12 protein-coding genes and 4 tRNA genes are annotated in these 14,511 nt (G+C 30.6%); 13 read left to right on the top strand and 3 right to left on the bottom strand.

Annotated elements, in window-relative coordinates:
- Window positions 1-29 precede the first annotated feature (29 nt).
- The 3 genes from ACN5J5_RS02445 to uvrA form a co-directional block, all read right to left on the bottom strand.
- Window positions 30-2,846, bottom strand: coding sequence for an aminopeptidase (locus ACN5J5_RS02445; protein ID WP_418645752.1), 2,817 nt, complete (start codon window positions 2,844-2,846; stop codon window positions 30-32).
- A 54-nt stretch (window positions 2,847-2,900) separates the two neighbouring features.
- On the bottom strand, window positions 2,901-3,611 hold the full coding sequence (locus ACN5J5_RS02440; RefSeq protein ID WP_418645751.1) for a TIGR00730 family Rossman fold protein: 711 nt from the start codon (window positions 3,609-3,611) through the stop codon (window positions 2,901-2,903).
- A 66-nt stretch (window positions 3,612-3,677) separates the two neighbouring features.
- The gene (gene uvrA / locus ACN5J5_RS02435; protein WP_418645750.1) at window positions 3,678-6,500 is read right to left on the bottom strand and encodes an excinuclease ABC subunit UvrA; all 2,823 of its coding nucleotides are present in this window, start codon (window positions 6,498-6,500) and stop codon (window positions 3,678-3,680) included.
- Between the two features lie 111 nt (window positions 6,501-6,611).
- On the opposite strand from uvrA, the gene ACN5J5_RS02430 reads away from it, so the two are divergent.
- The 13 genes from ACN5J5_RS02430 (at window position 6,612) to ACN5J5_RS02370 (ending at window position 14,490) form a co-directional block, all read left to right on the top strand.
- Window positions 6,612-6,839 (top strand): PspC family transcriptional regulator, encoded by a 228-nt coding sequence (locus ACN5J5_RS02430; RefSeq protein ID WP_068704829.1) that lies wholly within the window; start codon window positions 6,612-6,614, stop codon window positions 6,837-6,839.
- Window positions 6,839-7,840 (top strand): potassium channel family protein, encoded by a 1,002-nt coding sequence (locus tag ACN5J5_RS02425; protein ID WP_068704831.1) that lies wholly within the window; start codon window positions 6,839-6,841, stop codon window positions 7,838-7,840. Before ACN5J5_RS02430 ends, ACN5J5_RS02425 begins: the two co-directional genes overlap by 1 nt.
- Complete coding sequence (locus tag ACN5J5_RS02420) at window positions 7,840-8,739, top strand: SDR family oxidoreductase (protein WP_418645749.1); 900 nt, start codon at window positions 7,840-7,842, stop codon at window positions 8,737-8,739. Before ACN5J5_RS02425 ends, ACN5J5_RS02420 begins: the two co-directional genes overlap by 1 nt.
- 87 nt (window positions 8,740-8,826) lie before the next feature.
- Window positions 8,827-10,401, top strand: coding sequence for an alanine/glycine:cation symporter family protein (locus ACN5J5_RS02415; RefSeq protein WP_418645748.1), 1,575 nt, complete (start codon window positions 8,827-8,829; stop codon window positions 10,399-10,401).
- Between the two features lie 18 nt (window positions 10,402-10,419).
- On the top strand, window positions 10,420-11,133 hold the full coding sequence (locus ACN5J5_RS02410; protein ID WP_418645747.1) for a ComEA family DNA-binding protein: 714 nt from the start codon (window positions 10,420-10,422) through the stop codon (window positions 11,131-11,133).
- A gap of 26 nt (window positions 11,134-11,159) precedes the next feature.
- Window positions 11,160-12,326, top strand: a complete 1,167-nt coding sequence (locus ACN5J5_RS02405) for an acyl-CoA dehydrogenase family protein (protein WP_418645746.1) — start codon at window positions 11,160-11,162, stop codon at window positions 12,324-12,326.
- A gap of 144 nt (window positions 12,327-12,470) precedes the next feature.
- The gene (rpsU, locus tag ACN5J5_RS02400; RefSeq protein WP_068704520.1) at window positions 12,471-12,668 is read left to right on the top strand and encodes a 30S ribosomal protein S21; all 198 of its coding nucleotides are present in this window, start codon (window positions 12,471-12,473) and stop codon (window positions 12,666-12,668) included.
- Between the two features lie 81 nt (window positions 12,669-12,749).
- Window positions 12,750-13,643 (top strand): tyrosine-type recombinase/integrase, encoded by an 894-nt coding sequence (locus ACN5J5_RS02395; protein ID WP_418645745.1) that lies wholly within the window; start codon window positions 12,750-12,752, stop codon window positions 13,641-13,643.
- A 7-nt stretch (window positions 13,644-13,650) separates the two neighbouring features.
- Window positions 13,651-13,959 carry a ribosome hibernation-promoting factor, HPF/YfiA family gene (gene hpf, locus ACN5J5_RS02390; protein WP_418645744.1) on the top strand — a complete coding sequence of 103 codons (309 nt, stop codon included), beginning with the start codon at window positions 13,651-13,653 and terminating at the stop codon, window positions 13,957-13,959.
- Between the two features lie 101 nt (window positions 13,960-14,060).
- Window positions 14,061-14,134, top strand: a tRNA-Thr gene (locus ACN5J5_RS02385).
- Between the two features lie 41 nt (window positions 14,135-14,175).
- A tRNA-Tyr gene (locus ACN5J5_RS02380) sits at window positions 14,176-14,258 on the top strand.
- 72 nt (window positions 14,259-14,330) lie between these two features.
- A tRNA-Gly gene (locus ACN5J5_RS02375) sits at window positions 14,331-14,403 on the top strand.
- Between the two features lie 14 nt (window positions 14,404-14,417).
- Window positions 14,418-14,490: transfer RNA gene (locus ACN5J5_RS02370), tRNA-Thr, on the top strand.
- Window positions 14,491-14,511: the final 21 nt, after the last annotated feature.

Genomic DNA, 14,511 nt, shown 5'->3' with positions numbered 1-14,511 from the left:
TAGAAAAAAAACAAGATTTGTTGAAGTATCTATAATAGTCCTCTTCTAAGAAAGTTATAAATACGATCGACATTTGTAGAAATAACAAAACGAATTTTTGAAGTATAATTTCCAGAATTGATTTCAAAGCCTTCGTTTGTGTATATAGGAAGATAAAATTCGAAGATATTTGGAATAAAATTTAAACGGATTCCGTTTTCATAAAAAAAATTGGGCGATTTGTTTCTGTTTTTCAACATGGCAAAATCATTGTAAAATTCTAAATTTTTATAAATACCAACACTAGTATTTACTGATGAAATAAATTGATTTGAAAATTGAGGTGTACTATATTTAGATTTAAATCCCGCTTGATCAATTACAAATTGCTGGCTAAAAAGTCCAGATCTTTCTGAACGACCAAACAAATTTTGTTCAAATAAATAATCAGATCCAGAGTTTAATCCGAAGCTAAAATAGTCGCTTTTAGAATTGTTATGTATAAATAAACCACCGAAAAAACGAATTTCAAAACTTTTATTAGCAGAAAAGTGAGTACGGTGACGAATATCGGTTGATATTTTACTAAAAGTAGAATTAAATTCAGTGTTTATAGCGTAAGAAGTCGTGTTAATTGCATCGAATTTAGAGCGAACATAACGTAGGTTAAAAACATTGTATTTGTCACTTTCTTCTTTAAGTGTATTGGCTTCAACCTCTTTATCTACACTAATTAAACGCGCAATAATACTTTTTGAACCATTATCACGAAGTGAGTTTCGTTTAAAATGTAAGCTTACAGACGGCGAAAATTTATTGTAAATAAGTTTTGGTGCATAATGATAGGTGCTACCACTAAAGCCGTATCGGATTTTATAAATTTGAGATTTTTTAAAATAATGATGGTAAGTGAAAGAATATGAGCCTGTTAAAGACTTGCTTTTTGTACTGTAATTAGGGGTTAAACTAAATTCAAAATTATGATTAACTAACGACCTGTTGTTAAGGTTTAAACCAAGTATTGCTCCATCATAATAATTATATTTAACATCTGGATAGTAAAATATCTGATTGTAATATGGATTTTCTACATCTTTAAAAAAACGAAACTGTAAAGGTTTGTTAAGTAATGTATTGTTTATTTTTCTGAAATTATCTAAAGAATTGTATTCAGGATAATTGTTTTCGTAATTAAGAGCTAGCTTATCAAAATAGCCTTTTTTTATTTTAATTGTTTTTATTGAATCGGTTCCGGTAATCCACTTTTTAAATTGAATTTTCTTTTTTTGGATACCATACAGTGCTATTGGCGATGCAAAATTTCTTTTGTTTTTAATAACAACTTTTAACGAATCACTATTTTTATTATTAATGATTTTTTTTATTTTATAATCAATTTTTTTACTTGTATTTAAATAGTCGTTAAAAAACCAGCTTAAATCTTTTGATGTGTTTTTAGTAAGTATTTCTTTAAATTGAGATGATTTACTTAGTTTTAGTTGATTTTTTGCGTAAAATTCTTTTAATGAATTTACTAAAGTATCGCCACCAATAAAATCTTGAAGGTACTTTAAACCTAATGCAGCTTTATATCCGTTTACAATTTTTCGATTAAAATTTGAAAGCGAATCGGCAGAAGTTGTTAAAGCTTGATCATAAAATTTACGAGCACTAAATTGATATACAAAAGCATATTTGTCGTTTTGTTTTAATTTAGAAATATTATAAGTTTTTATGGGCCAGTAATTCGAGTATTTTCCCAAAACAGTTACGTTAGGATAATGTTTATCGATATATTTTATCATTAAAAAATTCTCCAATCCATTAGTAAGCCAATAATCAGTTCGCTGATTTAAAATTAAAATATCTTCAATATATTTTTTAGTAAGTGCTCTAAAAAAATTGATTTCCCATCTAAAATTTTTAGGAAAAGGTTTTAACCATTTCGGAAGTCCATAAATTTCATAGATCGAGTTTTTGTTAATAGTTGTAGCATCAACTAAAATTTCTTTATGCGGATTTTTCCCTAAAAAATGTTCGATAAAATCAATTTGTTTAGTGATAATTTTTGTGGTAGTATCAATAGAAATACTTTTTAAATAAACATCTGTTTTAATTTCTTTGTTTTTCGTTTTAAAAGAAATCAAAGTTTTAAGAGAGTCAATGTTAAGAATGATGTCTTTTTTGTTTTTACCTGTTAAAAGATAATTTGTTGAGTTTTCTTTTTTTATTTTAGATTGATGTAAATTACTTTCAAGAGCATATTCTTTAGGAATATTAATTTTTATAGTATAGTTAGATAAACTTTCATATAAATCATCAATATTTAAATTACTCATCAAATGCCATTTTTTTTGATAAACAGCAGGAGTAATGTTCCAAAAACGTAGGTGATATCCTGTTTTTGTTTTTCCGTATCCAGTAAATTTTGCGTTTGGTATTTTAATGGAATAAGTAATTGAAAAAGCAACACTGTCTTTAGGTTTTAAAGTGTTGTTTAACGTTACTTCGATAATATCAGCTTTTTTTTCTTTGAAAGAAACTTGCTTAAAATTAGCTGTTAAATTGTGAATTTTGGTATGTCCTCGATCTTTTTTTTCAGCAAAATAAAAAGACTTTTTATAATCATCAATAAAACGTTTGCCTAATGGAGTTTGATTGCTTTTAAAGCTATTTGCCCAATTATGAAGAAAAATGGTTTTTAAATTTACTGATGAGTTGTTGTAATAAACAATTTTTTGCTGAACAAGAAGTAAATCTTTCTTGTCATTTAATTTTGCATTTATTTCAATAGTATTTTTTTGAGCTATTAAGTTGTAGCAGCACAAAAAAAGAAAAGATAAAAAGAGGAGTCGTTGTTTTTTCAAATTTAAAATAAAAAAGCTCGCTGAATGTTCAACGAGCTGTAAATATAATTATTTTTAGAAATTTGGTTTTAATTGATATTTCGTGTAAAATTTATTAAAATGTTCTACAGCTTCATCCGCTGTATCAACAACTCTAAATAAATTTAGGTCTTTTTCACTAATATTTCCTTCTTCTAATAAGGTGTTTTTAATCCAGTCTAACAAACCTCCCCAAAACTTTTTACCAACTAAAACAATAGGGAAACGACCAATTTTGTTGGTTTGAATTAAGGTAATTGCTTCAAAAAGTTCATCTAAAGTTCCGAAACCACCAGGCATTACCACAAAACCTTGAGAGTATTTTACAAACATTACTTTACGTACAAAAAAGTAATCGAAATTTAAATTTTTATCATGGTCAATCCAAGGATTGTCATGTTGTTCAAAAGGAAGTTCAATATTTAACCCAACAGATGTTCCTTTACCTCTGTCTGCTCCTTTATTACCAGCTTCCATAATTCCAGGGCCACCACCAGTAATAACACCAAAACCATTTTGGGTTAATTTATAACCGACTTCTTCAGCTAATTTATAATAAGGATCGTCGGTTTTAGTTCTTGCAGAACCAAAAATAGATACACAAGGTCCTATTTTACTTAATTTTTCATATCCATGAACAAATTCGGCCATAATTTTAAAAATAGCCCAAGAGTCATTTGTTTTTATTTCGTTCCAAGTTTTTGGTAATAGTTTTTCTGTAATTTTTCTGTCATCGTTCGGACTCATAATCTTCGTGTTCTTTTAATTTAACAATTAATAATACGTGCTAAATTTACTTTTTTAGCAAGCCTGCTAATTTAGCTCTTTTTTTAAAAACTTAGCCGTATAACTAGTTTTATGTTTGGCTACTTTTTCGGGAGTACCGGTAGCTAAAACAGTACCACCATTTTTACCGCCTTCCATTCCGATGTCAACAATATAATCGGCAAGTTTTATTACATCTAAATTATGTTCAATAATTAATACCGTATTTCCTTTGTTTGCTAATTTATTTAATACTTCCATTAAAACACGAATGTCTTCAAAATGTAACCCTGTGGTAGGTTCATCTAAAATATAAAAAGTATTTCCGGTATCTCTTTTGCTTAATTCTGAAGCTAATTTTATACGTTGTGCTTCTCCGCCAGAAAGTGTGGTAGATTGTTGTCCGAGTGTTATGTATCCGAGACCAACATCTTGAATGGTTTTTAATTTTCGATATATTTTAGGAATATGTTCAAAGAATTTAGTGGCTTCATTAATTGTCATCTCTAAAATATCAGAAATTGATTTTCCTTTATAACGAATTTCTAATGTTTCTCTGTTAAAACGTTTACCTTGACAAGTTTCACATTCTACATGAACATCAGGTAAAAAGTTCATTTCAATAACTCTAACTCCGCCACCTTGACAAGTTTCGCAGCGACCACCTTTTACGTTAAAACTAAAGCGACCAGGTTTATAACCGCGAATAGCAGCTTCGGGAGTTTTTGCAAATAAACTTCGGATTTCGCCAAAAGTACCTGTATATGTTGCCGGATTTGAGCGGGGAGTTCTACCAATAGGAGATTGGTCAATATCAATAACTTTGTCAATGTGCTCTAAACCTTCAATTTTTTTATAAGGCATTGGTTTTTTTACGCCACGGTAAATATGAGCATTTAAAATAGGGTATAAAGTTTCGTTTATTAAGGTTGATTTTCCACTACCTGAAACTCCAGTAACACAAATCATTTGCCCTAAAGGAAATTTTACAGACACATTTTTTAAGTTATTTCCTGTAGCTCCAGAAAGTTTAATAAAATTTCCGTTTCCTTCTCTTCTTTTCTTCGGAACAGCGATTTCTTTTCTACCAGTTAAATAATCGGCAGTTAAAGTATTGTGTTTTTTTAAATCATCAAAAGTTCCTGCGCTTACAATTTCACCTCCGTGTACTCCAGCGCCTGGGCCAATATCAAAAACAAAATCAGCTTGTTCAATCATATCTTTATCGTGCTCAACTACTAAAACAGAGTTACCAACATCACGTAATTTAATTAATGAATTGATAAGTTTTTCATTGTCGCGCTGATGTAAACCAATACTTGGCTCATCTAAAATATATAAAACACCAACTAATTGCGAGCCAATTTGCGTTGCTAATCGAATTCGTTGGGCTTCTCCACCAGAAAGTGATTTTGAAGTTCTGTCTAAAGTTAAATAATCCAATCCTACGTCGAGTAGAAACTGAATTCTAGTTCGTATTTCTTTTAAGATTTCAGCAGCAATGGTGAGTTGTTTTTCTGAAAGCTCTTTTTCGATGTTTTTAAACCAAGTTGCTAAATCAGAAACATCCATTTGCGCTAAATCACTAATGTTTTTATCGGTAAATTTAAAATGGAGCGCTTCTTTTTTTAGTCTTTTACCTTCACAAACAGCGCATTTAACTTCGTCCATAAAGTCTTTTGCCCAACGTTTAATAGTGGTGCTTTCGGCACTTTTATATTGGTTTTCTATAAAAGCGATAATTCCTTCAAAGTCAATTTCGTAATTTCTGGTAACTCCAAGGTCTTTAGAGTTTATTTCAAATTTTTCGTTACCACCGTGTAAAATAATATCCATAGCTTTTGATGGAATTTTATCTATCGGGTCGGTAAGTTTAAAGTTATGCCTGTCGGCAATGGTTTGTAGTTGTTTAAAAATCCAGCTATTTTTTTGCTCTCCTAAAGGAACAATTCCTCCTTTTTTAATTGAAATTGTAGGGTCTGGAATTATTTTTTGTTCGTTAATTTGGTTTGTTGTTCCTAGTCCGTTACAATGTGAACAAGCGCCTCTTGGAGAGTTGAATGAAAATGTATTTGGCTCAGGATTTGGGTATGCTATTCCGGTAGTAGGACACATTAATTCGCGACTAAAATAACGTGGTTTTTCATCGTCAACATCAACCACCATTAAAATATTATTCCCAGTATATAAAGCTGTTTTTATAGTTTCTTCTAACCTTTTTTCTGATTTACTATTAACAGCTAAACGATCGATTACCACCTCAATATCATGAGTTTTGTATCGATCAAGTTTCATTCCCTTTACAATTTCTTTTATTTCTCCATCTACACGAACACGTACAAAACCTTGTTTTGAAATTTGTTCGAAAAGCTCACGATAATGCCCCTTTCTTGATTTAATTAAAGGTGCTAAAATGGCAATTCGTTTTTCGTTAAAGTCTTTTAAAATTAATTGTTTGATTTGCTCATCAGAATAACTCACCATTTTCTCATCGGTATTGTATGAGTATGCATCCGAGGCACGAGAAAACAGCAAGCGAAGAAAATCGTAAATTTCGGTAATGGTTCCTACTGTTGAACGTGGGCTTTTATTGGTGGTTTTTTGTTCGATAGAAATTACGGGCGATAAACCATCAATTTTATCAACATCAGGTCTTTCTAGGCCGCCTAAAAACTGACGTGCATATGCCGAAAAAGTTTCAATATACCTACGTTGCCCTTCGGCATAAATAGTATCGAAGGCTAAAGATGATTTTCCACTTCCGCTTAAACCAGTAATAACTACCAGTTTTTCACGAGGAATTTTTACATCAATGTTTTTTAAATTATGAGCTCGGGCTCCGTATACTTCTATGTGCTCTTGATCTTTCAAAGTGTGCTTTTTACGAAAAAAGCAAAGTTACCAAAACCAAATTTATTTTATAGCTGATGTTGTAAACAAATGATTGTAAATTGGTATCTTGCATTTAAAACCTATTTATATATGAAGTTTATTCACGCGGTACGTCATTTTTTTGAACGTCATGGTTTTGCAGTGTCTTCTCGGTTGGCAGATCGTTTAGGTATGCGGGCAACAAATGTGCGATTGTTTTTTATTTATATATCGTTTGTAACCATAGGATTGTCATTTGGAGTGTATTTAACATTGGCTTTTTTATTACGATTAAAAGATATGGTGTACACTAAAAGAACTTCTGTTTTTGATTTATGATGAATCTCGTATTTAAGTCAAGATTATACAAGGCTATACTGTTTTCAGTTTTAATTTTATCGATAGGAGTAGGAGGATACCTTATTTTATTTAATTATTCTTTTATTGATGCCTTGTATATGACGGTAATTACCATAACTACTATAGGTTTTGGAGAAGTACATCCGTTTGGTACAGGAGAAAAGATATTTACAATTGGATTGATACTGTCTAGTTTATTTATATTCGGGTATGCTGTATCTTCTTTTTCAGAATATTTAATAAGCGGACAATTTTTTCGTCAACTAAAAATAAAAAAAGTGAAAAAGAGTATAGAGAAATTAAATGGACATACTATTGTGTGTGGGTATGGTAGAAATGGAAAACAAGCAATAGCTAAATTAAATAATTATAATAAAGACGTTGTTGTAATAGAAAAACATGAAGAAATTGTTAAAAAACTCGATGAAAACGGAGTTTTAAACATTGAAGGTGATGCGACTTTAGATGAAACATTATTAAAAGCAGGAATTTTAAACGCAGCTAATTTAATAACAGTTTTACCTTCGGATGCTGATAATTTGTTTGTTGTATTAACAGCTAGTCAGTTAAATAAAAAATGTAGAATTATAAGTAGAGCCTCAAAAGAAACATCGTATAGTAAACTTAAAATTGCTGGAGCAGATAATGTAATTATGCCCGATAAATTAGGGGGTGCGCATATGGCGTCTTTAGTAGTTACACCTGATGTAATTGAATTTGTAGATAGATTAACTATTGAAGGAGATACTACTGCAAACCTTGAAGAAATAGCAATAGATAATTTACCGGAAAAATATTTAAATCGAACAATTTTAGATTTAGATTTACGAAAAAAAACAGGCTGTACCGTTATCGGTTATCGTACGTCAGAAAAAGAATATATCATAAATCCTGATGCTTCTGTAAAACTTACAGCAGGAGCAAATTTAATTGTTTTAGGGCGTCCTAAACAAATAATTAAATTAAGAGAGTTATTTTAATGAAAAACATAGTTATTACAGGAAGTAATGGTTTGCTAGGTCAAACTTTAGTAAATCTTCTATTACAGGATAAAGAAAAATATAAAGTAATTGGTTTTTCAAGAGGAGGAAATAGAAGTGGAAGAGATGATTTTAAGTACATTTCTATTGATGTTACAGATAAATTACTACTTAAACAAAAGCTTAAAGAATATAGTCCTGATGTGATTGTAAATACTGCAGCAATGACTAACGTTGATGCTTGCGAAGACAATAAAGCAGCCTGCGATATATTAAATATTGATGTTGTGCGGTTTTTAAAAGAATATTCCGAAAAAACAAACACACATTTAATTCATCTGTCAACAGATTTTATTTTTGATGGAAAAAATGGCCCTTATAAAGAAACGGATGCGCCAAATCCGTTAAGTTATTATGGGATGTCTAAATTAAAATCAGAAAATATTTTAACAGCTTCGAAAATAGACTATACAATTCTTAGAACCATTTTAGTGTACGGAAAAGTTTTTGATATGACACGAAATAATATTGTGTTGTGGGTAAAACAAATGTTAGAAGATAAAAAAGAAATCACAATTGTTAACGATCAATATCGCATGCCAACTTATGTAGAAGATTTAGCTTTGGCTTGTAAATTAGCGATGGATAAAAAAGTAACAGGAATTTTTAATGTTTCATCCAACACTTTGTTAAGTGTTTACGAAATAGCACAGCAAATTGCAGCGGTTTTTAAATTAGATAAAAATTTAATAAAACCAATATCTACACAGGTTTTAAATCAAAAAGCAAAAAGACCATTTAAAACAGGTTTTGATTTAACAAAAACAAATAGAGAACTTCAATTATATCCAAAATCTTTCAAAGAAAATTTACGAAAATTTAAGGAAAAGTTAATTTAAAAAGCATATTTAACTATTAAAACTTGTTGAGAGCTCATTTTTTTATGATATTGCGAACTATTAATTTAAAAGATAATATACTTTATTATGAAGAAAAAACTCCTTACGTTGTTATTATTAATAGCACCGATGTTAACATTTGCACAAGAAAAAGGTATTGATCAACAAATAGATGAAATTTTTGGTAGTGCAACAGGATGGTTTGTAAATTTAATATTTTATCAAATTGACTTCGGAGGAGGGATTAAAGTTTTTTGGGTTTTATTTCCTTTAATATTAGGGGCTTTATATTTTACTTTTTATTTTAAGTTTATAAATTTTAGAGGTGTAATTACATCAATAAATATTGTAAGAGGTAAATATGACGAGTTAGATCATCACGAATCTATGCATGGAGCAGGTGATGTTACTGATGGTGATCATATAGAAACGATGGCGATTGAAGATCATGAGGGAGAGGTATCGCACTTTCAGGCATTAACAGCAGCTTTATCAGCAACAGTTGGTTTGGGTAATATTGCGGGAGTTGCAATTGCAGTTTCTATTGGTGGAGCCGGAGCTACTTTTTGGATGATCGTTGCAGGTTTTTTAGGAATGGCATCTAAATTTGTTGAGTGTACATTAGGTGTAAAATACCGTGATATAGAAGCAGATGGTACTGTATATGGTGGGACGATGTATTATTTAACAAAAGGTTTAAAAAATAAAACGTTAGGTAAGGTTTTAGCAGGTTTATTTGCAGTTTTTGTAATTGGAGGTTCTTTTGGAGGTGGAAACATGTTTCAAGTTAATCAAGCATTTCAATTAGTTGAAAATATTACCGGTGGAGAAGCGTCTATATTACATGGTAAAGGATGGTTATTTGGTATGGTAATGGCTGTACTAGTAGGTATTGTTATTATTGGAGGAATTAAAAAAATAGCAAAAGTAACTGATAAGATTGTGCCTTTTATGGTAGTAATTTATGTTGCAGCTTCGTTATTTGTAATTTTTGCAAATATTAATATGATTGGCGATGCTTTTATGCAAATTATAAATGGAGCATTTAGTCCTGAAGGAATGGCAGGTGGAGCAATAGGAGTTTTAGTACAAGGATTTAGAAGAGCTGCTTTTTCAAACGAAGCAGGTGTTGGTTCGGCCTCAATTGCACATTCAGCTGTAAAAACAAAATATGCAGCATCAGAAGGTTTAGTAGCTTTATTAGAACCATTTATCGATACAGTTGTGGTTTGTACAATGACTGCGTTGGTGTTAATTATTACAGGTAATGTAACGTCAGCAAATGCAGGATTAAACGATGCACAAGCTATTTTATTAACATCAGGAGCTTTTGAGTCAGCTATTTCATGGTTTCCATATGTATTAACAATTGCAGTAGTTTTATTTGCATTTAGTACAATGATTTCTTGGTCTTATTATGGTTTTCAAGGATGGGCTTATTTATTTGGAAGAAGCAAGAAAATGGAATACACGTATAAAATTATATTTTGTGTTTTCGTAGTAATTGGTTCTGCAGCAAGTTTAGGTTCTGTAATAGGATTCTCAGATGCGATGATTTTTGCAATGATGGTACCAAATATGATAGGTATTGTAATGCTTGCACCTAAGGTGAAAGATGAATTAGCAAAGTATATGAAAGCAATTAAAGAATTTGCTAAATAATGTAAATCAGTCTTAGTAATGAAAATATTTAAATCCCATTTCTGGTATAATAAACGCCAAAGAAATGGGATTTTCTTTTTAATAATACTTATAGTTACACTCCAGTTTGTTTATTTTTTCGTTGATTTTTCTTCGGATAAATTAATAGAAGTTGACTCGGCTGAATTACTTGCTTTTCAATCTAAAATAGATAGTTTAAAAGCGATTGAAATAGAAAAAAGAAAGCCAAAGATTTACCCGTTTAATCCAAATTATATTTCAGATTTTAAAGGAGAAAAATTAGGGATGTCAATTAAAGAGATTGATAGATTACATAAGTTTAGAAAACAAAATAGGTTTGTAAACTCAATAAATGAATTTCAGCAAGTAACAAAGGTGTCAGATAGTTTGTTGAAAAAAATATCGCCATATTTTAAATTTCCAGACTGGGTTCTTCGAAAAGAAAAAAGAAAGAAAGCATTTAGATCAAAAGTAGCTGTTGAAAATAGTTATGATAAAGAGATGATTGTTGATGAGAGTCAATCTAAAGAAAAAATTATTCGGTTAAACATAAATACAGCAACATTTAAAGAGGTGCTCAAAATACCTTATATAGATTACGATTTGTGTAAAAAAATATTTGAATACAGAGATGAAGTGGCAGAACTTCAAGATATATCAGAAATAAAAAACATTGTCGATTTTCCGATGGATAAATACGATAGAATAGTTTTATATTTGAAAGCAGAATAAACAAACAACAAACAGAAAATATAATTATGAATAGTATGTATTTTACTGAGGAGCACGAATTTTTTCGTCAAAGTTTTAAAGACTTTTTACAAAAAGAAGTAGTTCCTCATATAAATAAATGGGAAAAAGACGGAACCGTAGAGCGTTTTATATGGAAGAAGTTTGGTGAAATGGGATATTTTGGGTTAAATCAACCTGAAGAATATGGAGGCTTAGGATTAGATCTTTTTTACACTGTTATTTTTTTAGAAGAGTTACAGAAGGTAAATTCTGGAGGTTTTGCAGCTACTATGTGGGCGCATGCTTATTTAGCAATGACACATTTAAATAAAGAAGGAGATGATAGAATAAAAAAAGCATATTTAACACCGAGTATAAACGGTGATAAAATAGGATGTTTATGTATATCAGAACCTTTTGGAGGTAGTGATGTTGCAGGGATGAGAACTACAGCTGTAAAAGAGGGGGATACTTATGTAATTAATGGATCTAAAACTTTTATTACAAACGGTGTATATTCTGATTACTTAGTGGTTGCCGCAAAAACAAATCCGGAGGATAAGCATAAAGGAATGAGTATTTTTGTGGTGGATAGAGATACTCCAGGAATTTCATCAACTAAATTAGATAAATTAGGATGGAGAGCTTCTGACACTGCAGAGATAGCTTTTGATAATGTAGTGATTCCTGTTAATAATTTAATGGGAGAAGAAGGGAAAGGTTTTCCGTATATTATGCAGCATTTTGCTTTAGAGCGTTTAGTTATGGCTATAAATGCACACGCAAGAGCTGAGTTTGCTGTTGATTATGTAGTAAATTATATGAGTGAAAGAGAAGCTTTTGGAAAAACATTAGATAAGTTTCAGGTTTTACGTCATAAAATAGCAGAAATGGCCTCAAGAGTTGATATGTGTAGAGAGTATAATTACTCAATTGCAAAGAGATTAAACGATGGGCAGTATGTAGTAAAGGAAGCAAGCATGAGTAAAATGTTGTCAACAAAAATGGCAGACGAAGTTATTTATGAAGCTTTACAATTATTAGGTGGTTATGGTTATATGGAAGAATATCCGTTGGCTCGTTTATTAAGAGACAGTCGTTTAGGGCCTATCGGTGGTGGAACTTCTGAAATTTTAAAAGAGATTATCGCAAAAATGGTAATTGATAAAAAAGAATATAAAGCTGCAACCTAATTGTTTTTTTTGTGGTTGAAAAACAGGTGAATAAACTAATTATTAAATAAAGGAAAATAATAATTGTTTATTAAAAAATCCTAAGTACATTTGCAGTCCTAAAAATAAAAATTTAGAGACTACAATGAAAGGAGGTGCTAATACATGTTAATCATTCCAATTAAAGAAGGAGAGAATATCGATAGAGCGTTAAAACGTTATAAGCGAAAGTTTAGAGATGTGAAAATCTTAAAACAATTACGAGACAAGAAACAGTTTAATAAACCGTCTGTTGTTAAGCGTGCTCAAATGATGAAAGCATCTTACGTTCAAGGATTAAGAACGAAAGAAGAGGTAAGTTAATTATAATTTACTAAGAGAATATAAACCTGTATTGACTATCAATACAGGTTTTTTTGTATATTTATTTTAAAAATATAACGAATGCTTATTGCTGCTTTTTTAAGGTATTTAGAGTCTGAGAGAAATTATTCTAAAAATACAATTACCGCTTATAATGTTGATTTAACTTCGTTTAAAGATTTTTGCAAGCAAGAGTTTGATCAAGAAGAAATAAAAGACGTTCATTATAATCAAATAAGAACCTGGATGGTTGCTCTCATAAATAAAGGTATTTCAAACAGAAGTGTAAATCGTAAAATTAGTTCGTTAAAAACGTTTTATGGATTTTTACAGAAGATAAATGAGGTAGAAGTAAATCCATTAGCAAAGCACAAAGCTTTAAAAGTGCAAAAAAAAATACAAACACCTTTTGATAATGAAGAAGTAGAAGGGGTTTTAAGTTTTTTTGATGAAGAGGATGATTTTGAGTCAGTAAGAAATAAGCTGATAGTAGAGCTTTTGTATTCAACAGGTATGCGACGAATAGAATTGATAAATTTAAAAGAAAAAGATATAGATTTAAGTAAGCAGGTAATAAAGGTTTTAGGAAAAAGAAATAAAGAGAGATTTGTGATTTTACTGCCTTCGGTTTTAAAAACTTTAAATCAGTATTTAAGCTTAAAAAGGTTAAAAGAAAATGTGGCAGTAGATGCGCTTTTGATAACAGAAAAAGGTGCTAAAATTTATGAAACTCTTGTTTACCGAATAATAAATTTGTACTTTAGTAGAGTCTCAACGAAAGCAAAAAAAAGCCCGCATATATTAAGGCATGCTTTCGCGACACGTTTATTAAATAACGGTGCGTCGTTAAATTCGGTTAAAGAATTACTAGGGCATTCAAGTTTAGCCTCCACCCAAGTGTATACGCATAATAGCTTGGAGCAAATAAAAAAAGTGTTTAACATGGCTCATCCTAGAGGAGCAAATAAAGATTGAAAAAATTATGAAAGTATTCACACAGTCAGTTAACTTTTCAGCAGATAAGAGTTTAATAGATTATATTGAGAAAAAAGTAGAAGGGTTAGAGAAGTTTCATGATAAGATAGTTGATGCAGAAGTTTTTTTAAAAGTGCAAAAAACTAGTGAAAAAGAAAATAAAATTACAGAGATTAAAATTAATATACCAGGTAGCGAATTAATGGTAAAAAAACAAAACAAAACTTTCGAAGAGGGCGTAAATGTTGCGATTGATTCTTTAAAAAGAAGTTTAAAAAAATCAAAAGAAAAACACAGAGATTCCTTAGTCTCATAAAAAGATAAAAAATAATCTAAAAAAGTTTTAAAATATAAAAATTACTTTATACATTTGCAGTCCGTTAGAAATAGCGGATTGTTTTTTTTATGACAATAAAAGCCGATGTAGCTCAGCTGGCTAGAGCAGCTGATTTGTAATCAGCAGGTCGGAGGTTCGAGTCCTCTCATCGGCTCATAAAAAACTAAGTTCTTTAACATTGTTTAAATTACCAAAGGGGAGATACCAAAGCGGCCAACTGGGACGGACTGTAACTCCGTTGTCTTACGACTTCGCAGGTTCGAATCCTGCTCTCCCCACTTTTTTAAAACTGATTAGTCAATTATGCTAAGCTTCAACTTTTAGTTGTTGATGAAAAGTTTTAAAAATACGCGAAAGTAGCTCAGTTGGTAGAGCGTCAGCCTTCCAAGCTGAATGTCGCCAGTTCGAACCTGGTCTTTCGCTCTAAAATTATCCAAGCCGGTGTAGCTCAGTTGGTAGAGCGCATCCTTGGTAGGGATGAGGTCACCGGTTCAAATCCGGTCATTGGCTCTTTTTTAGAGTTTTTTTAAA

The sequence above is a fragment of the Tenacibaculum insulae genome (genome assembly GCF_964512435.1).
Classification (GTDB): domain Bacteria; phylum Bacteroidota; class Bacteroidia; order Flavobacteriales; family Flavobacteriaceae; genus Polaribacter; species Polaribacter insulae_A.
Note: the sequence above shows the minus strand (reverse complement) of the source record. Positions and strands in the feature narration are given on the sequence as shown.

Excerpts from the sequence above, each read along its gene's own strand:
- ACN5J5_RS02440 (WP_418645751.1), bottom strand. The coding sequence starts at position 3,611 with ATGAGTCCGAACGATGACAGAAAAATTACAGAAAAACTATTACCAAAA.
- ACN5J5_RS02430 (WP_068704829.1), top strand. The coding sequence starts at position 6,612 with ATGAAGTTTATTCACGCGGTACGTCATTTTTTTGAACGTCATGGTTTT.
- ACN5J5_RS02425 (WP_068704831.1), top strand. The coding sequence starts at position 6,839 with ATGAATCTCGTATTTAAGTCAAGATTATACAAGGCTATACTGTTTTCA.
- ACN5J5_RS02420 (WP_418645749.1), top strand. The coding sequence starts at position 7,840 with ATGAAAAACATAGTTATTACAGGAAGTAATGGTTTGCTAGGTCAAACT.
- ACN5J5_RS02415 (WP_418645748.1), top strand. The coding sequence starts at position 8,827 with ATGAAGAAAAAACTCCTTACGTTGTTATTATTAATAGCACCGATGTTA.
- ACN5J5_RS02410 (WP_418645747.1), top strand. The coding sequence starts at position 10,420 with ATGAAAATATTTAAATCCCATTTCTGGTATAATAAACGCCAAAGAAAT.
- ACN5J5_RS02405 (WP_418645746.1), top strand. The coding sequence starts at position 11,160 with ATGAATAGTATGTATTTTACTGAGGAGCACGAATTTTTTCGTCAAAGT.
- rpsU (WP_068704520.1), top strand. The coding sequence starts at position 12,471 with ATGTTAATCATTCCAATTAAAGAAGGAGAGAATATCGATAGAGCGTTA.
- ACN5J5_RS02395 (WP_418645745.1), top strand. The coding sequence starts at position 12,750 with ATGCTTATTGCTGCTTTTTTAAGGTATTTAGAGTCTGAGAGAAATTAT.
- hpf (WP_418645744.1), top strand. The coding sequence starts at position 13,651 with ATGAAAGTATTCACACAGTCAGTTAACTTTTCAGCAGATAAGAGTTTA.